This is a genomic window from Prevotella sp. SGI.167 (assembly GCF_050313615.1).
In the GTDB taxonomy this organism is placed as follows: domain Bacteria; phylum Bacteroidota; class Bacteroidia; order Bacteroidales; family Bacteroidaceae; genus Prevotella.
Map to the genome: position 1 here is coordinate 12979 of NZ_JBNPLT010000008.1, position 20856 is coordinate 33834.

Sequence of the window (20856 nt, forward strand, 5' to 3'; positions counted from 1 at the left end):
ATTCTGAGAAAAACGAAAAGATTGTGCTAAGAAAAGTTAACGATGATTAGTTTAGAGTTCTGCTAAATAGTATTTGTGCTTATCAAATGATTTGGATATGGGGTCTTGTTATATGGAAAGAGGCTGCCAGAAGCAGCCTCCATAAATCTGTATTTCAATATTACCAATATGTTATTTTGACAGTCTCTTTGTGTAGAAGTCCATCGTAAACAATCTCTGTTGGTCTGCCTTGCTCGTCTGAAGAAGTTATTTTGTCTTCCCAATTTTTAGGTATGTAAATCGAACTCCCGATGATGTCTAAAATAGGTATTGACATTTTTTCTTCCGTTTTAGCGTTTCCCCAAATATCTTCTCTTTCTTCGTGAGCATTATTTTCTTCGTCATAGGCAAATGTACTTGTGTCGTATTCATCTTTGATTTTTACAATACGGTTCTTGCTGTCATATGTAACATTGCACAATGTGTAGTTGTCACAGGAAATAATATCTTCATTTGCGCTAACCTTGTTATACTCCACCTCTTTACCATCCTGTGATATTAGTTTCCCTTGTTTTATGGTGTAACTGTGAGAAGAAGTAAAGGTAGTATAGTCTCTATTGCACTTAACGCTGATAAGAAATCCCTGTTTGTTAAATTCGTATATAGAATTCTCTTTTTCGCTTGTCATACGAATTTGTTTAATTCCATTGGGTAATCCTATAACTTCAACATCAGAGAAAGATGGTGTAGGAGCAGAAGGTCTATAATTTCTTTTTTTTCTTTCTTCTTTTTGCTGTTGCATTGCCTTTTCTTGCTCGATAGAATCTCTTACATGCTTTTCTGCCATCTCAGCATTGTATTCTTCCAATTCAACTTGTTCGATGTGCTTGTTATATTGTATTAATCCTATAACTGCAATTATAGCACAAACGACCACTAAGAGTATGGTTAAACACGATTTTTCCATACTCTTAGTTTTAATTTCTTCTTCCTTCTTTTCTTCTTTCTTCTTTTCAAAATTTTCTTTCTTCTTTTCTAAAACCCCAATGGCAGATGAAGGATAATACATCTTTAGTAATTTCTCCTTCTGATTTTCTGTTAAGCCAAAATCTTCTTGCTTTAAATATTTTTCAAAGTTTTTGTAATAAGCAACTCGTTCTTCTAATGTTTTTAATTTATGCGTACAAATACTACTGCGGGTACAGTCTTTTCCAAGTCCGTCTACATAGAAATATTTTTCCTTCCTATCTAGGTTGAAATGTATAACGTAAAATGGAATAGCTATAGGAACGCCATCGTTTTGCAATTCAGAGATTACTGACTCATCATACCCAGAATACAAAGGTTTCATGCGGATATTGCTTGAAAATTTTTCTTTCCCTAATCTATTCCAAATTTCATTAGGAGTCCACTCACTATTACTAATGTTTACATCAAAGTTGGTTTCATATTTGCCTTCTATAGATTCCTTGATATACAAATCGCTGTCACGTGTTATACCAAAGCTGTCAAACGAAGGTAGCTTTTGAGCCTTGACATCGTATGATGGGAGGATAAAAATCTTTTTGCCTTTTAAAGTGCCATTATCAGGTATTCCATCTTCATTTTCACCTGTCCAATAATATTCGTAATAAACGTTATATGCAATAAAAGGGATACTGTAAGTTGAAATATTTATAATCTTAATGTTTTCAAAAGAAACTTTTTTCCCATACAAATAGCTTAAAAACAGCTCAATAGCTTCATCCTTTGTTATAGAAAATCTAACAATTCTTGGTTTGTGCTCTTTTGACTTACCGCTTGTTGTTGGCTTTTCTTTTGGAAAAGGAATCTTTGTTCCGCAAAACTCACAGTATCTTCCAACTGTTCCCTCTGCGCCACAATTAGGACATATTGCTTTGTTTATCATATTTATGAAAGACTTAAAAGTACGAGTAAATTCAGAATGCCTGTAATCACAATACTTATTACTATAAGTATAGGCATACAGCCACCTGTTTGAACACTATTTTCTTTTGTCCCCAAGGTATCAGAAATTTTAGAAACACCTGCTGCTAATTCTTTGCATATTTCTAAATCGCTGATACCGAAACTATTCATACTGAGGGCATTGGTTAGATTGTTACATCTTAAAGACTGAGAAGCATTTATAATGTTGTTTCTTTTGCTTTCTGATTCTTGTCTTACCATGAGGTATCGTCTCACTTTACCTAACAGATAAAGAGATACTGCGCACAAACCATCTGCCAAGAACAATAAAACAGGATTAAATCTTTCTCTCCATTCGTGGTCAGTTATAACATTCAATGTAATAGCAATTAATGCTACAAGTGAAAGCAACAGTAATATGCCACCCAATAAGCCCCAAAAGATTGCATTCCCCTTGCTGTCCTTTATTGTTTTGTTGAGTTCGTCTAATGAGCTTTTTTCTTTTTCATCAATAGGGGAATTTGAGTATAGATAGTGCCCTGTACCATCAATGATAAAATCATATTTATCTTCATGATAGTTATAGCTGATAGTCCAAGTTGCTAAAAGGAAAGCTCTTCCTGCTCCACCGTTTGTTGAGCAAGAATATGATAAATCTTCATAAATACGTGGAAGTTGAGCATGTACAGATTTTTCAATGTCACCATCTAAAAGTTTTCCACAATCGCTGTTGTTCCAAACAATAGCTTGTGAATCACCCTTTTCTTCAATAATATAAGTTTGCTCTTCTGAACTTAGATTCTTACGAGCTGTTTGGTCATATAGAGTTTTGTCAAATTTGATGCTTTCAAAAAAGTTATTGAAACTTGTTGATAATGGACTTACGTCACAGTTTGGTAGCAAGAAGCTAAAATTGCCTCCTGCTACACCATTCATAGGATATTTCTTTTCTATTTCTTTGGTTTCGTCTCCAACCTTGTATTTTTCTGTCTCAATTTTTAGACACGACCAATTTGCTTGATATGAGCCTATGTAAGAATACATAGGGATGAGAACAGGTGAGACTTCCGTAATCTGAAGTTTGTTGAAAATATCAGATGGTACAGCTTCCTTTTGAGCTAAATTCTTTAAAAAGATTTTTATAGCTTCATCTTGTGAAATTTTAAAGTCCAGAACAGTCTTTCTAATAGTAGTGGAATATTCTGTATCTTTTTTCAACTCCACAATCTTTGTACCGCAAAACTCACAGTATCTTCCAACTGTTCCTTCTGCTCCACAATTAGGACATATCGCTTTCTTTATCATGATTATATCTTTTGTGATACAATATTTGCAATAATCAATAGTGCCGTCTGTGCAGTTCGTCAGACTGTCTTGTTGATTACATTCGACTTAAATTCTTACTTACCCTTTGTCTTATTCTTTAATAGTTGCATTGCTCCTTTAGCGAGAACGGACACACTTAAAGAGTGCATACTCTTAAATTCCTTTTGCGCCTTACTTCTACTCTTATCTGATAAAATAAAAGCATCAACAGGTGTATCTTTAGGTACATGCAGCATATTATCTGAAACATAACAAAAGAAACGTGTAGCGGCTTCTGTATCATCACCAAATGATAAGACCAACGATTCATAATGATTTTTTGTCATTGGCTCAATGCCAAATTCTTGTGCAAATGAAATCTTATGCTCCTCAGCAAAAGCTGCACATCTATTGACATCCACATAATTATCTTTTAGCAAAATAAAGATTTGTGGCTTGCCATTTTTTATGTTTTCCTCAAACAATGGTTTGCAATCATTATATCTGCTAAACATTTCATTGCCCACATTGAAAGCACTAACCCCAAAACGGATATCGTCTTCGTCTATCATTTCATCATCGGCAAGTCCGATTTTATCCAAGTCCAATGTAAAACCCATATTGACATCGTTCTTCGGTTTCTTCATTTGTATAGCTGTGAAATCCTTGAAAAAAGCCAATACTGTATCATAGTAGGTTATATCTTTGGGGATTTGTACCATAGCAGGTTTGTCAAATAGTACATATTTTATATGCTGCGTTGTTTCTTCCACAGCGTTTTCTTTCATACCGCTTTCTTGTGCTATGATATCCTTTTCTTGTGATTTATCACCCTTTTCTAATAGCTTCTTTCCACAGCCTTCACACACCTTGGAAAGTGCAGGAATTGAGTTCCCGCATTGAGGGCAAATCTTATTGCACAGAGCCAATATGCCCATTATGTCTCCACTTAAATCAGCGTTATTTCCACTTTCCATTAATTTGCCAAAATAAGAATGGCTTTCACTCTTTGGCGTAAATAATCCGCTAAGTTTTAGAGAGGTTTCATCAAATTTGAGAACAGAGCTTTCATACCCCTTCTTTTCTGCTCGTTTGTTGTATCTCTCTACCATTTTGGCCACTTTGTCTTTCAACTCAGATGGCACATTCCATTCATGATGTTCGCTTGAAATATATTCTTGCGTCTCAAAAAGCCCCATTAAATTATTTTTATCCATAACTATTTGATTCTATTTGAAATAACTTTTGTTATAAACAACAATATCAGTTGAAACACAACTATAAGTGTTATCACTATTATCACCCAATTATCCATTATTCTATTGGGAGAAAATAGCGACAATACAAGTTCGATGAATCCTAAGATGGGATATAACACATACAAAGACGATTTGAAACCATCTTTTAATTGCACTATCCCAATCAACAACATAAAAATCCCAAACAATATGATGATTCCGCTGCTGAGAAGCATATTAAGCCACTCATAACTACTCAATAATAGGCCAAACAAAAAGTTGGTGATAAGTAGTGTTGTGCAAGTGAATAAGACTATTCTCTTCATTGTCGTATACTTTTATATTATTGGTAACGGTGGAGGACATTCTTCGTCAAACAAAGATTGAAAGTCTTCCACGTTGCAAATTTTATCCCAAGCTTTCATGCCTTTTCTCCAAACTAATATGTTAGCATTGATTTCATTGGCTGAATACTTTTGGCATATAGTATCAAAATCCATTGGCCCAACTGATTTGCCATTTATGCCTAAGTAATAGACACATGTTTTAGGTAATGGGGGAGGAACTTCATCAGAGTTTAACCCATTGGAAAGTGTCTTTGAAGCCATGGCTCCGACAGCATTTCCTATGCCAACACCTGCTCCAAGTCCCATTGCTGTACCCATTCCGCCCTCATTTTCAGCAGCAGCCTCAAGTACATCGTACGAACGAGATAGACGATAATTCTCTTTGCCCATGATATTGATATGAGCAGCCTCGTCTTTGACTTGTTTCAAGCGTACAAAACTTGGGTCGTCTTCTTTTACAGAAATGGAAATGATGTTGAATAGTTCCAAGCTGATACCATAACGCATAAAAGTATCTTGTAAATGGCTTTGTGCATATTCTGAAAGACCTTCAACCTGTGAATTGACATTCAAAGTAGATAGACCTTCTTCCTTCAGCTTGTTGTAGATGATGGTTGTCAGTTTAGACAATATCATACCACGGAAATAAGACACAACCTTGTCAACGGCAAAGGTTGGCATATTTCCTACTAATCTTTCAAGAAAAATTCTTGGACTGATAATCTTGAATCCATATTGCCCAAAAGCACGTATTGGAACAATCACATCATACTTTGGATCCTCGACTTGCAAAGGTGTTGCTGTACCCCATTTACAATCAAGCAGTGATACTTGGTTGACAAACCACACTTCGGCAGTAGAAGGGGTATCACCTCCAAATGGAATGTTAACCACCTTATTTAATATAGGAATGTTTTCTGAATTTAGTGTGTATGTGCCACTTGTGAACTCGTCTAATATCTTTCCGCCTTTTACAAAGAATGCAGTTTGGCTTGGATAGACAATCAACTGACTGCCTAACTTTATATTGTCTGACTTAAACTTGCCTACAAGTTCTGTATCAGAAATTTCATACTTTATAACATCAACAATTGCCATGCGACAGACAAGTTAGAAGCACCTTCAGCTCAAACAGTGCAGTTTGACAAATCTATTAAAATAGGCATACAAAAAAGTGGAGCTTCTATTCGCACCCTTGATGTAAGCCTTCGACTGCTCATGGAATTGGGATATGAATAGACAACTCCACTTGCAGTATGTTCGTGTTGATATACGAATACACCGAAATGGAGCGTCCTTTCACATATACCCTCAATTCCATTTTGTGAGTTGTCGAAGTTCACATCAAATCAGGTATAAGCGAAATACGCTTTTTCTAATATGTCTGTCAAAAGCCTATTACAGCAATATGACGTAACAAAGTTAATGAAATTCTATGAGACTAAAGAATTTCTATTGATGAATTTGCTGTTTTCTATCTGTATTTAGAATAATTCCATTTTGCGGTTGCGTTTTGTTTGAAAACTGTGTGAAAATAACCTTTTAGATTTGATTGATACATTTTGAATAGCGTATCAATACCTATTAGAAAGATTAAATTGATACACTTGATTGTTTGATACAGTTGGATGGTTTTTCCATTTTCAACAATAACATAAAAGTAAAAGAACATAGACGTTATCATTTGAAAATGGAAAATCAGATTAGTTATTCTATTGGCTTTTTGTAAGGCCTTCTCGGAATGTTATTCCTGTCATAAAACTCATATAATCTACTCAAGCCTATCTTTATTCCATTTGCTTTGAGCATAGCAAAATTATCTTTCACAGACAGACTGCAATCATAGAGGTTGCCAATCTCTTCGTCCTTCAACTTGCGCCTGACGATTCCAACCATCGACTTGGGCTTGATGCCTCTTTCAGAACAATACAGTTTATCTACTTTGAACTTACTCGGCTTACGCTTCGTCTTTATGTTTATCTTTTCGTATTCCATATTTAGGGCATTGTTGGCAATCCTCATTAGCTCTTGATTATTCAGAGTGTTGTCTGAGTTATCATAATACCATTGCCGTTCAGCAACCAAATTATATAATAGGTGTTCAAATGTGATGGTTGGGAAAATCTTTCTGCGTATGAGTGCAGACACAAACAAGCATTTCCTCCTATTGTCGCCATCCCTCTTTATCTTTACAACCGATACTTTGCGAATATCGCCACTATTGCTTGTTACGACATCTTGATACCAACTTCGATATATCTCTTGATAGTTTTCGGGTATCAACGCATAACCGTTATTATATGTTAGCTCGGTATGGTCAAAATAGCAGTATCGCTCTCGGTACTTGATAATCAATTCAGAAGGTGGAATTTCAAAGAGGTCGTTAATGAAATCCTTATCCTTTATAGGATAGACACATTCATTACTATTTGCAGATTCCTTTACTGACCTGTTTTCATGGTGGGCTGATTCAACAAGTGCAGCTCCAAAATCTGATAAAGTATAAACTTTGTCTGTAGAATACACTTCACACCTTGGCGTTCCGTTGCCATTCATATATTGTGCAGGTCTTGCTCCACACGAATCTTGGTCGGGATAAGTTGGGTAATCTTTGCGAATCTCCTTTATGATGCCTCTATACGCTGAGGCTAACGTTTTGCCATTTAAAATGTCCTCACGGAATACATAGCAAAGGCGAAAACGAAACTTGTTACCCTTACTTGGACAAAGATTGCTCGGTGTTGTATAGTATATAGTAGGCTTCTTCGATAATCCACAAACAAATTGCTTCATTTCCATATTGGAATCATCAACATCAACGAATACAACATTAGCTCGGTCAAAATTATCATTCTTCTTCTCGTATATTTTAAAGGTGTCGGCTTTTGTTGTAAACCAATGGCAAAAACAAAATCCTTCTTTGATGTGTTTTACAAAGTCCTCAATACTTATTGAAGAACGTTTAAAACACAGTTTCTTAATGTCTATACTCTCTTTAGTTGCGTAATGTTCGAGAGATAGACTTAGTTTTAATGCTATCACGTTTCATAATCGTAATATCATTATTTTGTTGGACAGGGTTTCGCCTGTCCCTTTTAGTTTTATCTTGGCTCTACATAGCCTATTCTGTTTACAGTCTAAGACAGTTCCTATCTGTTCGGTTTGGAATCTTTGGATGGTGGTGGTCTCTTTCTGTTTCTCTTCATATTTAATATGGTTTTATTTCTATCATTTATTCTCACGTTGCAAACATACTACTTGGGAGACTACTATTGCAAAATTGAATATTAAAAAATCTGAAGACTTGAAAGCAAAGGCATTTTGTATACCGGAAAATTTTCTAAAAGATGCACGGCAACCCCTTGTAGTCGATGCCTCGCTCCCTCTATAGGGGATATACAAAGGTGGGATACGGACGGAGTACTCCCCTTAACTTCATTATATACAGTGCTTTGTACTTGTCTAAGTAGTAGAAACTGATGCTGAACATTTACACCTTATTTATATAGTGGGCATCCACGTTTGTCACGTTGTTGTTTTAAAGCCCTGTATGTTTACACCTTATTATATATATAAGGGCTGATGTTGATTGTCTTGTTGAGGCTTGAAATCAATTGATTTTAAGTAGGATTAATCGTGTAAGTGACTGATAGCCATGGTCGTGTATGAAGTTCGTGCTGTCCCCGATAAATATCCCCGATAATAGCTAACTCTCTGAATATCAGATATAGAGTATAATTGAGTGGGAATAATCATATAAAAAAGACCACCATTTGAGTTGGATATCAAACTCAGATGGTGGTCTTTTTTTTGATGAAGAGTACTGAGTACTTTCTGAATGATGTACTCAGTACTTTTTGTTTTTAATAACCGTCGTTCTGCTTCAACTGCAAGTTAGCATCAAGTGCACCCTGTGGGATAGGGAGATAACGGTTGGTGGTCTTGAATACACGATCCTCAATCTTCTTGTCAGCTGCAGAAGCATTTACATTGATAGTGGCGCGCATACCAGGAGCCACAGACTTATCCATGCTCACAGTACCAACCCGACGCTCCAATGTGCAGTTCAGCAAAGTCTCAGCCAACATCTTGCCACTGGCATCCTTCCAGCGTAAGATATCAGCACGGCGGATACCCTCACCTGCGAACTCAACACCACGTTCGCGACGAATCAACTCGCGAAGCTTCTCCTTGGTATTGTACTTAGCTTCATCTACATCAGGCATACCAACACGGTTACGAACCATATTCAGGTAGGTGTAAACCTGAGCAGAAGGACCGTTCAATTCATTCTCTGCCTCGCAGTAAGTAAGCAATACTTCTGCATAGCGGAAGACGATAGGCTGGCAAGTGGTGTTCCAGATGTCAGGATACTGGTTCATAGGTGCCAAGTACTTACCCCATGTCAAACCAGTCTTTGAACTGTTGTCGGCTGCGGTGTAAAAGTTGGCATTAGAAGCTCCATTTATAGTCTTGTCAAGCGAATTGTAGATAGCCTCTTTACCATTACCATTGATGTAGTCACAACCTGGATAGATGACAGTCATTGCCATACGTGGGTCACGGTTGTTGAATGGATGAGTAGGATCATAGCCAGAACCCGGTTCGTCCTTGGTCAAGCCGTTTGCCATTTCATAGGTGTCGATCAAGCCGTAGCTAGGAACGATAGAAGACCAACCGCCATCGGCGTTGTTGTACATACGGCCAATCACATCGTTATAGTAGTCGTTTTCTACAGCCTGTACGGCAAGGATGATTTCCTTGGAATCCTGACCTGCTACATTGAACAGGTTAGCATAGTTGTTGTCCAACTCATACTGATTCAGTGCAATGATCTTCTCAGCACGATCCTTAGCAGTAGCATAGTCTCCATAATAGAGAGCCTCGCGCATGCGGAGTGCCAGAGCTGCACCCTTGGCGATGCGACCACGGGCTGCAGGAGTTACATTGATATCGTTTACCAACTCGTCGAGTTCCTTCTCGATATACTCCTTCACCTCCTGCTCGCTTTTACGTGGAACCATAGCTTCCTCTGCAGTAGCATAGCTTTCGATGATAGGTACACCACCATAGTTCCAATTCATCAGGAAATAGCGGTAAGCGCGAATCCAACGAGCCTGAGCCATAATGTCTTTCTTGGCAGTTTCTGGCATAGTACACTTGTCTATGTTAGCCAACAGCTCGTTGACGCGACGGATGCGTGAGAAGTCGTACCAGTCTCTACCGCTTGATGCGGTCACAGTTCCATTGCCGATAGGTGTATAACCCTCCCAGGAGAACTGGTCGTAACCAAAGTCACTTGTACCATCCCAATACAGGAGGAAACCATCCCAGCCCCAACCGGAATTGTATTGGTCTTGCCAATTGTTGTAACAGCCAACGAGGAACTTGTCTGCATCGTCCTGGGTTTGCCAGGTGCTGACAGGTGAAAGGGCATCCTTTGGGGCTGTATCGAGGAAATCGGAGCATGAGGTTGCCAAGAGGGCGGTCATGCCGATAAATATATATTTCTTAAGATTTCTCATGATAATATCCTTTTTAAGTTATTAGAATGTTACGCTCAAACCGAATGAGTGAGTGCGGAGCAATGGATAAGAGCTGAGTCGCTGGCTCGTAGCCTCTGGATCCACGTTGATGTCGAGGTCGTCGATTGTGAACAAATTCTCGCAAGAGTAGTAAACACGTAGCTTGTTGACATGCAGGAATTCGAGTGCCGACTTAGGAAGTGAGTAACCCAGCTGCAAGTTCTTCAAACGGCAATAAGATACATTCTTGAGCCAGAATGTAGAAATCACCTGACGAGAAGAGCTAGGAGAGTTTGTATTGGTGAACAATCTTGGCATCTTAGGATTTGACTTGTTGTAAGTCCAGGAGTCTCTCCAGATGGTTGCTGGGTGAGAGCTGTCGCCCACAAAAGCACCTTCTACCTCGTATGCATCGAAGTAGCGGTAAGCCTTAAACTGTCCATTGAAGAACAGAGAGAGGTCGAAACCCTTCCAAGCTGCGTTCAGGTTCAAACCGAAGGTCCAGCGAGGAACAGAACTGCCTGCATAGAAGCGGTCGTTCTCGGCATCAATCTTGCCATCACCGTTGATATCCGCATATTTCAAGTCACCAGCCTTGAAGCTGCCACCGCCGAAAGGACAAGAACCCTTTGAACCGTCTGCTGGCCAGTATTTGTTCATATACTCCTGTGCCTCAGCATCAGTCTGGAAGAATCCATCAGCCTTATATACATAGTAGCTGTTGAACTCCTGACCCGTAGCGTTGCGCTGGTTGTAGCCAGTACCTACGTATCCCTTACCAGGCATGCTCTCAATCTTGTTCTTGTTGTATGCAACATTCAAGCCTGCGCCTACTGTCACCTCACCAATCTTATCGTTGTAGTTGAGGCTCATCTCGACACCCTGGTTGCGCATCTGACCCACATTGTCAAGATAGCTACCCAAAGCAAACTCGTAAGGAGCATCTACAGAGATCAGGATACCATCTGTAAGACGGTTGTAGTAATCAACAGATGCAGTAATCTTGTTATCGAGGAATCCCAGGTCAACACCTACGCCCCATGTGGTCGCCTTCTCCCATGTGATGGTGTTGATCTTGTATGAACTCTGGTAGTATCCGGATGTTACCTTGCCGTCGAATGCATACTTGGCGTTGATGTTGTATGTATTGATAGCTGGATAGTAATCGCTCAAAGCCTCCTGGTTACCCAACTGACCCCATGATCCGCGAATCTTCAGGTTAGAGAGCCAAGACTTGGTTCCCTCCATGAAAGCTTCCTCGCTCACACGCCAACCTGCAGAGAATGATGGGAAGTAACCCCAACGATGACCATCTGCGAAACGGCTGGATGCATCAGCACGGAGGTTAGCCTCGAAGAGGTAACGGCCTGCAAAGTCGTAGTTAACACGACCAAACCATGAAAGCATATTCAACTCACGGGTATTTCCCTGTGCCTGCTGCGTAGATACATCACCGGCATTGATATCGGTAACACTATTATTAGGGAAGTTCTTGCGGTAAGTGTACCAATACTTATAGTCGTAAGCCTCTGCATGCCATCCTGCCAAAGCCCCAACGGTATGCTGTCCGAAGGTCTTGTTGTAGTTCAGCAATGCCTCGAAGGTCTTGCGCTCCCACTTATATACTCGTTCATCGTGGAAATTTGGATCGGTCTTCTTGTTCGCATTGTAAACGAAGAACTTCTGGAAGTAGTCGTAGTTCTGGTTGTTATTAACATAAGATGCACTCAACTTAGCTGTCAAGCCGTCAAGAATCTTGTAATCAACACCGAAGAGACCTGTGAAGTTGGTATTGCGGCGATATACCTTCAGATCGTTATCGAGCCATGCAATAGGGCTACCGTCAGAAATGGTTCCCCATGTACCATCGTCATAACGAGCGGTAATCCATGGTGCAATCAAGTTGAGCTGACGGATAATCTGGTCAGAACCACCACCTGCGTATGCAGAAGAAGGGTCGGTATAATCGTTCTTGATGTAAGCGAGATTCAAGCGGGCTGTGAGGCGGCTGTTGATCTTCATCTCCAGGTTGGTACGGCCGTTAACCTGCTCACGTCCAGCGTGAGGCAAGATACCCGACTGCTTCAGATAACCTACAGATGCGAGATAGTTTACGCTCTCTGTTGCACCGTTCACGCTTACGTTGTGGTGCTGCAGAGAACCAGTCTTGTAAGCCAGGTCGTACCAGTCGGTATTAGGAAGTGCATTGATTTCCTCTTCAGAGGTGAATTTCTTAGCCTTGCCCTCGCTTTCGAGCGCATCGTTCAGCATGTGGGCATACTCGTATGAATCCAGACGGTCAACCAGGCTGGTTGGATTCTGCACACTCACATAACCATTATAAGAAACTTGAGGCTTGCCGCTCTTACCACGCTTGGTGGTGATGAGGATAACGCCGTTGGCAGCCTTGGAACCATAGATGGCAGCAGAAGCAGCATCCTTCAATACAGAGATGCTCTCGATATCGTTAGGGTCGAGGCTACTCATGGTACCAGACTCTACGCCATCAATCAAAATATAAGGAGAGGAAGAGTTGAGGGTTCCCACACCACGTACGTTGATGCTACCTGAGTCCATACCCGGAGCACCATTGGTACCGCTGATGGTAACACCAGGCATCATACCCTGGAGTCCACTCTGCAAGTTCTGGATAGGACGGCTTTCCAAAGCCTTGCTATCCACTGATGATACAGAACCGGTGAGGTTCACCTTCTTCTGTGTACCGTAACCTACAACTACAACTTCATTGAGCTCCTTGTCTTCAGACTTCATGGTAATCTGCATGTTGCTTGCAGCTGTAAGAGTCTGTGGATTGAAGCCGACGTAGGAAATTGTAATCTTGCCATTAGGATTTTTCAGACTGAGGGAGAAATTTCCGTCTAGGTCGGTTACTGTTCCATTGGACGTGCCAACTTCCATCACGGTAACACCGATAAGAGGTTCGCCTTGATTGTCGACAACACGTCCTGTTGCTACTTTCTTCTGCTGTTGGATGCTGGTGGTAGGGTGGTTCAAGTTGTCAGCTTTTACCATAGTACCATTTGCAAACGCAGGAGACATGGAAGTCAGCGCACAAATCAGCAACGCTGTCTTCATTTGGTCTTTAGGTTTCATGTTCTTACTCATATTGTTTATGTTAAGAGTTGATGTTTAATTAAGATTTAGTGTACCTACTTAGATCTTATTTCGGGGCAAAGCTACAAAAAAAATATGTAATCAGCAAGGAAAAATGAAAGAATTTTTTAATAAACGTGAAAAATGTGTGTTTTTTTCAAAAGTAGGGGAGTTATTGTGGCTCTTTTTCTTTTATACCTTATTTATATATAGTATTTTTCTTTAAGGAGGGGCAGGAATGGTTGGGATGGAATACTTCTCAAGCCTTGATAGTGGTATTCATATCCTCTCATTCCTGTCTTCTTTTTTTATTCTGCCATGAAAAAAACAGTGGTTATCCCTTCTGCTCTTTCAGCAAATCACGGATCTCTGCCAGGAGCTTCTCTTCCTGGGTAGGCTCTGGAGCCTTAGGAGCTTCAGCAGGCTTCTCTGCCTCCTTTTTGGCGGTAACCTTGTTCACTACCTTGATGAGCAGGAATACACAGAAGGCAACGATGAGAAAGTCGAGAGTGGTCTGGAGAAAATTGCCATAGTTGATGGTTGCAGCCTGAAGCTTCTCGCCACCGATCACCTCTACTGATGGAAGTGTGACTTTGAGGTCGGAGAAGTTGACGCCACCGATGAGCCATCCGATAGGAGGCATGATGATGTCATCTACTACAGAACTTACAATCTTGCCGAAAGCACCACCGATGATTACACCGACTGCCATGTCGAGCACATTTCCACGCATGGCGAATTGCTTGAATTCATTCAAAAATTTACCCATAGTCTTTAATGTTTATAATGATTAATACTTTCCTTGAAATGATCTATTTTTTGCTTTTCTGTGTACGATGAAGCTTTTCCCCCTTAATATAATAAGGTGTAAGTTTCAGACGCAACTTTCACTTTATCTTCTGGTGTCATATTCTACTTCCTTTTAATAATCGCATTTTGCTATATGGAGTTGTCAGTATGGCATCTTAAAGTGCTTAAAATAGGTAATATTCGAGTTCTATCGCCTTTTTTTAACTTATTTAATACTCTATTCGTGTGCAAAGTTAGAAAATTTTTTGTAACTTTGCGCACGAAAAGAAGAAAAAATGCTTGATAGGGATGAAAAAAGGTGTTATCAGCTCCTTCGGATTCGCTTGATAGCTTAAAAGATATAATTTTTAAACTTTTAATTTAAATATTAGAACAATGATTAAGATTGGTATTAACGGATTTGGCCGTATCGGTCGTTTCGTATTCCGTTCTACAGTTGAGGCTGAGAACGCAAAGGAAGTACAGGTAGTAGCTATCAATGACTTGTGCCCTGTTGATTACATGGCTTACATGTTGAAGTATGATACAATGCACGGTCAGTTCGACGGTACTATCGAGGCTGACGTTGAGAAGAGCGAGTTGATCGTAAACGGTAACCACATCCGTGTTACTGCTGAGCGTGATCCTGAGAACTTGAAGTGGGATGAGGTTGGTGCAGAGTACGTAGTTGAGTCTACAGGTCTCTTCCTCGCTTACGACAAGGCTGAGAAGCACTTGAAGGCTGGTGCTAAGTATGTAGTACTTTCTGCTCCTTCTAAGGCTGACGCTAACGGTAACCAGGCTGATATGTTCGTTTGCGGTGTTAACACTGACAAGTACAATGGTCAGAAGATCGTTTCTAACGCTTCTTGTACAACAAACTGCTTGGCTCCTATCGCTAAGGTATTGAACGATAACTTCGGTATCGAGACAGGTTTGATGACAACTGTTCACTCTACAACTGCTACACAGAAGACTGTTGACGGTCCATCTATGAAGGACTGGCGTGGTGGCCGTGCAGCTGCTGGCAACATCATCCCTTCTTCTACAGGTGCTGCTAAGGCTGTAGGTAAGGTTATCCCTGAGTTGAACGGTAAGTTGACAGGTATCTCTATGCGTGTTCCTACTTTGGACGTATCTGTTGTTGACTTGACAGTTAACTTGAAGAAGGCTGCTTCTAAGGAGGCTATCTGCGCTGCAATGAAGGCTGCTTCTGAGGGTGAGTTGAAGGGTGTACTCGGTTACACAGAGGATGCTGTTGTTTCTTCTGACTTCTTGGGTTGCGCTTTGACATCTATCTTCGACGCTAACGCAGGTGTTTACTTGACAGACAACTTCGTTAAGGTTGTTTCTTGGTATGACAACGAGATTGGTTACTCACACAAGGTTGTTGAGTTGATCAAGATCATGAAGAAGCACAACGGTTAATTCGTTGCCTCTTAACGATTAAGAAATATAGCCGCCCAGCATTTCTGATGCTGGGCGGCTTTTTCTATATACATACTTCTCTTTTCTGTCTATATACTTCCTTTTTTGTTCAAAAACTCACAAATGATTGCTCAGATTGTCTTGATGTGAGAATTTCTTTTCGTTTTATTTTGTATTATCAATTATTTCCTTTATCTTTGCGGCATGAAACAGACGATGATTACCATATTAGGTCCTACTGCGAGCGGAAAGACGAGCCTTGCCGCAGCGCTTGCTTCCAAGATCAACAGCTTGGATGCTGCGTCGTGGGGGGGAACTACCCAGGGGGCGGAGATTATCAGCGCCGATAGTCGCCAGGTGTATCGTGGCATGGACATCGGTACGGGAAAAGACCTGGAAGATTATACCGTGGACGGCAAGTTGATACCTTATCACTTGATAGATATCTGCGAACCGGGAACCAAGTATAACCTCTTTGAATATCAGCAAGATTTCTATGATGCCTATCTCGATATCCGGAAACGGGACGTACTGCCTATCTTGTGCGGCGGAACAGGACTGTATATTGAGTCTGTGCTCAAGGGATATCATCTTTCGCCTGTACCACAGAATCAGGAGTTGAGAGACCGGCTGGCTGATAAGAGCCTGGATGAGCTAACGGTGATGCTGAAAGAGTTGAAGGCTAAAACGGGTTCCAATATGCACAATCGCACAGATGTGGATACTGCACAGAGGGCTATCCGAGCTATCGAAATAGAAACCTATAATCTGGAGCATCCTATGCCGGAACGGGAATTGCCTTCGGTAGATTCGCTTATTATAGGTGTCAGTATCAATCGTGATGCCCGTAGAGAAAAGATTACCCGAAGGCTGAAGCAGAGACTCCAGGAAGGAATGGTAGATGAAATCAAAGGTTTGCTCGACAGGGGAATTCCAGCAGATAACCTCATCTATTATGGTTTGGAATATAAGTTTATCACCGAATATGTGATTGGTAAAACCACCTATGATGAAATGTTCAGAGGTTTGGAGATAGCCATCCATCAGTTTGCCAAGCGCCAGATGACCTGGTTCCGCGGTATGGAGCGAAGAGGGTTTACCATCAATTGGATAGATGCCCTGCAGCCAATGGAGAAAAAGGTGGAGGCTGTTTTGGAGCTGATGAGGAGCTAAGGTGTAGCCTGAAAGCTGGCTCGGGCTGGTATCCGATGGAATCGGATGCAACGGTGTCTAGGCTTTTGAGGACGGTGTCTAGGTGGAGGTAATATTATTCAACTTTCAAATTACAAAGAAGAGACAATGATAAACGAGAATAAATGGGGATTGCTTTACTGCCCTCGAGGCGGCTGGAGAAGCAATAAGCGCTGGGAAAAAATAGAAAAGGTACTCAAGGCACAAAATGTAGATTATGACTTTGTGCAGAGTGAAAATCAGAAAAGCGTAGAGCGACTGATTAAGATGTTTGTCAACAATGGCTATAAGACAATAGTTGTTGTGGGCGGAGATTCTGCGCTCAATGATGCCGTCAATTGCTTGATGCAGATGAATACTGAGGAGCGTGAACAGGTGGCGCTGGGTGTGATTCCTAATGGATTGATGAATGATTTCGCCCATTTCTGGGGATTCAGCGACAGCGATATTGAAAAAACGGTGGCATCTCTTAAAGCAAGAAGAATCAGAAAGATAGACCTTGGATGTATCCGTTATACGAATAAGAAAGGGGAGAAATGCAGACGTTATTTCCTCAACTGCATCAATATAGGATTGATTGCTGCCATCATGAACCTGAGAAGGAAAACTCATCACATGTTTGGCTCCCGTACGCTGTCGTTCCTGTGTTCTTTCATCCTGATGATCTTCCAGCGTCTGGATTATAAGATGCATATTAAAATCAATTCAGATGTCATCAAGCGCAGGGTAATGACCATGTGCGTCGGTAATGCAACGGGTTACGGACAAACTCCTAATGCTGTGCCATACAATGGTTTGCTGGATGTTTCTGTGGTTTATCATCCGCAGATGACGCAACTCTTTGAGGGTATTTACCTCTTTGTGAAAGGTAAGTTCCTGAATCATAAGAGTGTGCATCCTTACCGTACCAGAGAAGTGGAGGTTTCATCCAATGCCCTGGTTGGTATTGATGGCAGATTGATGAATACGCCGGTAGGACCTTACCAGATTACCGTTATTCAGGAAGTTGTCAATTTCCTGATTCCTGCGTAGTAGGAGGTCGTGAATAAAATTTAACTGTATACGCTTTGAAAGTACAAAGGCTTTCATTGATGCTTTTGCCCTTTCAAGGCGTATTGTGTTTTTTATCCCCTTTCTGCAATATTCTTCAGTTCTTCCTCATTCAGGATCTTTATTTTTCTTACGTTCGTACTGATAAGGCCTTCCGTCACGAAGGAGGATAGGGTGCGAATACAGTTACTTGTCGTCATATTGGCAATGTTGGCTAAATCTTCACGGCTCAGACTACAATCCAGGGTGCAACCGTCTTTAGCCAGTCCATAAGAATCCAATAGGAAAAGAAGAGCGTCGGCAAGGCGGGCACGGATGTGCTTTTGGGTGAGATTGACAGTGCGGTCGTCTGATTTACCGATTTCAATACTCAGGTATTTGATAAAATAAAAGCCGATGTTGTAACTGCTCTGCAGCATCTTCATGAGAACCTTCATAGGAAAATGAGCCACTACGCAGTTGTCTAAAGCCATTGCTGCAGTTCTGTAGGCTTCATTGGCAAAATAGGCACGGAATCCCAGAAATTCACTAGGTTTGATAACGCGGATTATCTGGCTTTTTCCGTTGATTCCATCCTTGTAAATCTTCACCTTTCCTGCAAGCAGATACATGGCTTCTTTGGGAATAGTACCATTTTCATATATGATTTCACCCTTCTTGTATTTGGTGACTTGTATATACGTTTTCATCATCGCGAGCTGTTCACCCTTGATGCCGCCCCACAAGTTTGCCACTTCCTTGGCTGCACTATCTATATTCCAAATCTTATGTTTTGCCATTATCCTTCTTGTTCGTTTTGTTTATATTGGTTTAAAACCGTGTGCAAAAGTACATAAAAAAATCCACATAAATGAAAAAAATAAGCAAAAAATATGTTCTATAACATATAAAATGAAGATTTTAAGAAAAAGTCGCGCTTTTTCCTTTGCTATACCATTATTTTTTCTTACCTTTGAATGCAAAATAGATTAAAGTCAATAATTTATAAACCTTAATATAGATCTATGAGTTATCTAAAATTCGAAAAGGCCCTAATGACTAACTTACAAGAGTCATTGCCAAAGGAGTTGTTAAGAACAAACCGCTCGGGTGCTTATTCGTGCTCAACGATTGTAGACTGTAATACGCGAAAGTATCACGGATTGCTTGTCGTTCCGGTTCCAGAACTGGACGATGAGAATCATGTGCTCTTAAGTTCGCTCGATGTTACGGTGATTCAGCATGGCGCTGAATTCAATCTCGGCTTGCACAAGTACCAAGGCAATAATTTTAGTCCGCTCGGCCATAAGTACATTCGTGAATTTGATTGCGATAAGGTGCCTACTACACTTTATCGCGTAGGTGGTGTTATCCTCAAGAAAGAGGTCGTTTTCCAGCATTATGAGAATCGTATTCTGATTCGTTATACTTTGGTAGACGGACATTCTGCCACCACACTTCGTTTCCGTCCATTCTTGGCTTTCCGTAGCGTTCGCCAGTTTACTCATGAGAATTCAACAGCTTCTCGTGACTATTCTGCTATAGACAACGGAATCAAGACTTGCATGTATGCTGGTTATCCTGACCTTTATATGCAGTTCTCTAAGAAGAACGAGTTTAAATTCTGCCCAGACTGGTATCGTGGAGTAGAATATCCAAAGGAGCAGGAGAGAGGTTATGCTTCTAATGAAGACCTCTATGTTCCAGGATATTTCGAAATGGGTATCAAGAAGGGCGAGACTATCGTCTTTTCTGCAGCTACTTCTGAAATCAAGACCAGTAGCTTGAAGAAACTTTTTGACACAGAGGTTGACGAGCGTTCGCCTCGCGACAACTTCTTCCATTGTCTGGTCAATGCTGCTCATCAGTTCCATCGTCGTGAGAAGAATGATGACCGCTATATCCTTGCCGGTTATCCATGGTTCAAGTGCCGTGCCCGTGATACGTTCATTTCTCTTCCTGGTCTTACGCTCTCTATTGAGGAGAACGATTACTTTGAATTGGTCATGAAGACTGCCATGCGCGGATACTATGAGTTTATGGAGGGCAAGCCTCTTACAGCTCATATTACTGAGATAGAGCAGCCTGACGTGCCACTTTGGGCAGTCTGGGCTTTGCAGCAGTATGCCAAGGAAACCTCTAAGGAAGAGTGCCACAAGAAGTATGGCCAGTTTATCAAGGACGTGATTCGTTTCATCCAGGACAACAAGCATCCTAACCTGGAATTGAAGGAGAACGGCTTGCTCTATACCAATGGAAGAGACAAGGCTGTTACATGGATGAATTCTACCGCCAATGGCCGTCCTGTGGTTCCTCGTACCGGATATATTGTTGAGTTTAATGCTCTGTGGTACAATGCATTGTGCTTCTGTGCTTCTTTGGCAGGGGCAGTAGGTGAGGAGGCTGACCAGCAGGAATTGCTGGCTCAGGCAGAGATTACCAAGAAGTCGTTTGTAGATACATTCCTCAATGAATATGGCTATCTTTACGATTATGTAGATGGTAACATGATGGATTGGAGTGTTCGTCCAAACATGATATTCCCAGTAGCCTTCGACTATTCACCATTGTCTCAGGACCAGAAGAAGAAGGTACTTGATATCTGTACCCGTGAACTCCTGACTCCTAAGGGATTGCGTTCTCTTTCTCCAAAGAGCGGTGGCTATAATCCTATCTATGTAGGACCTCAGACCCAGCGCGACCATGCTTACCATCAGGGTACAGCATGGCCATGGCTTTGCGGCTTCTATATGGAGGCGAGTCTGAAACTCTATAAGCGTACACGCTTGAGTTTCGTTGAGCGTCAGATGGTAGGTTTCGAAGACGAGATGTCTTATCATTGTCTCGGTACTATCAGTGAGCTCTTCGATGGCAACCCACCATTTGCAGGTCGAGGCGCCACATCTTTCGCCATGAATGTGGCAGAGATTCTCCGTGCGCTCGAATTACTAGAAAAGTATCAATATTAATATAAGGAGGACG

Annotated in this window: 13 protein-coding genes; 4 read left to right on the forward strand and 9 right to left on the reverse strand. The window is 41.0% G+C overall.

All coding sequences use genetic code 11. The features are described from left to right. Window positions 1-160: 160 nt before the first annotated feature. From ACQRBJ_RS05900 to mscL, 8 genes are all read right to left on the reverse strand, one after another. On the reverse strand, window positions 161-1888 hold the full coding sequence (locus ACQRBJ_RS05900; protein ID WP_441192516.1) for a hypothetical protein: 1728 nt from the start codon (window positions 1886-1888) through the stop codon (window positions 161-163). 2 nt (window positions 1889-1890) lie between these two features. Next, window positions 1891-3213 carry a hypothetical protein gene (locus ACQRBJ_RS05905; protein ID WP_445303082.1) on the reverse strand — a complete coding sequence of 441 codons (1323 nt, stop codon included), beginning with the start codon at window positions 3211-3213 and terminating at the stop codon, window positions 1891-1893. Between the two features lie 95 nt (window positions 3214-3308). Further along, a complete protein-coding gene (locus ACQRBJ_RS05910; RefSeq protein ID WP_445303083.1) occupies window positions 3309-4430 on the reverse strand; it encodes a hypothetical protein in 1122 nt (373 codons plus the stop codon). Window positions 4431-4789: 359 nt separating this feature from the next. After that, window positions 4790-5896: an SPFH domain-containing protein gene (locus ACQRBJ_RS05915; RefSeq protein ID WP_445303084.1), complete on the reverse strand. Its 1107-nt coding sequence runs from the start codon at window positions 5894-5896 to the stop codon at window positions 4790-4792. Window positions 5897-6505: 609 nt separating this feature from the next. Beyond that, window positions 6506-7840, reverse strand: coding sequence for a hypothetical protein (locus ACQRBJ_RS05920; protein WP_445303085.1), 1335 nt, complete (start codon window positions 7838-7840; stop codon window positions 6506-6508). 821 nt (window positions 7841-8661) lie between these two features. Next, window positions 8662-10323 carry a RagB/SusD family nutrient uptake outer membrane protein gene (locus ACQRBJ_RS05925; protein ID WP_294970011.1) on the reverse strand — a complete coding sequence of 554 codons (1662 nt, stop codon included), beginning with the start codon at window positions 10321-10323 and terminating at the stop codon, window positions 8662-8664. Window positions 10324-10344: 21 nt separating this feature from the next. After that, on the reverse strand, window positions 10345-13449 hold the full coding sequence (locus ACQRBJ_RS05930; RefSeq protein ID WP_441931824.1) for a SusC/RagA family TonB-linked outer membrane protein: 3105 nt from the start codon (window positions 13447-13449) through the stop codon (window positions 10345-10347). Between the two features lie 322 nt (window positions 13450-13771). Next, on the reverse strand, window positions 13772-14206 hold the full coding sequence (mscL, locus tag ACQRBJ_RS05935; protein WP_295345801.1) for a large-conductance mechanosensitive channel protein MscL: 435 nt from the start codon (window positions 14204-14206) through the stop codon (window positions 13772-13774). Window positions 14207-14622: 416 nt separating this feature from the next. Between mscL and gap the strand changes: the two genes are divergently transcribed. The 3 genes from gap (at window position 14623) to ACQRBJ_RS05950 (ending at window position 17877) form a co-directional block, all read left to right on the forward strand. Next, entirely contained in the window at window positions 14623-15654 is a 1032-nt protein-coding gene (gene gap / locus ACQRBJ_RS05940) for a type I glyceraldehyde-3-phosphate dehydrogenase (RefSeq protein ID WP_118152030.1), read from the forward strand. A gap of 204 nt (window positions 15655-15858) precedes the next feature. After that, the gene (gene miaA / locus ACQRBJ_RS05945; RefSeq protein WP_445303086.1) at window positions 15859-16827 is read left to right on the forward strand and encodes a tRNA (adenosine(37)-N6)-dimethylallyltransferase MiaA; all 969 of its coding nucleotides are present in this window, start codon (window positions 15859-15861) and stop codon (window positions 16825-16827) included. 126 nt (window positions 16828-16953) lie between these two features. Then, window positions 16954-17877, forward strand: a complete 924-nt coding sequence (locus ACQRBJ_RS05950) for a diacylglycerol kinase family protein (protein WP_295345803.1) — start codon at window positions 16954-16956, stop codon at window positions 17875-17877. A gap of 92 nt (window positions 17878-17969) precedes the next feature. Here ACQRBJ_RS05950 and ACQRBJ_RS05955 read toward each other — a convergent pair whose 3' ends face one another. Beyond that, a complete protein-coding gene (locus ACQRBJ_RS05955; RefSeq protein ID WP_441937457.1) occupies window positions 17970-18674 on the reverse strand; it encodes a Crp/Fnr family transcriptional regulator in 705 nt (234 codons plus the stop codon). A 225-nt stretch (window positions 18675-18899) separates the two neighbouring features. Between ACQRBJ_RS05955 and ACQRBJ_RS05960 the strand changes: the two genes are divergently transcribed. After that, window positions 18900-20843, forward strand: a complete 1944-nt coding sequence (locus ACQRBJ_RS05960; protein WP_294969993.1) for a glycogen debranching enzyme N-terminal domain-containing protein — start codon at window positions 18900-18902, stop codon at window positions 20841-20843. Window positions 20844-20856 lie beyond the last annotated feature (13 nt).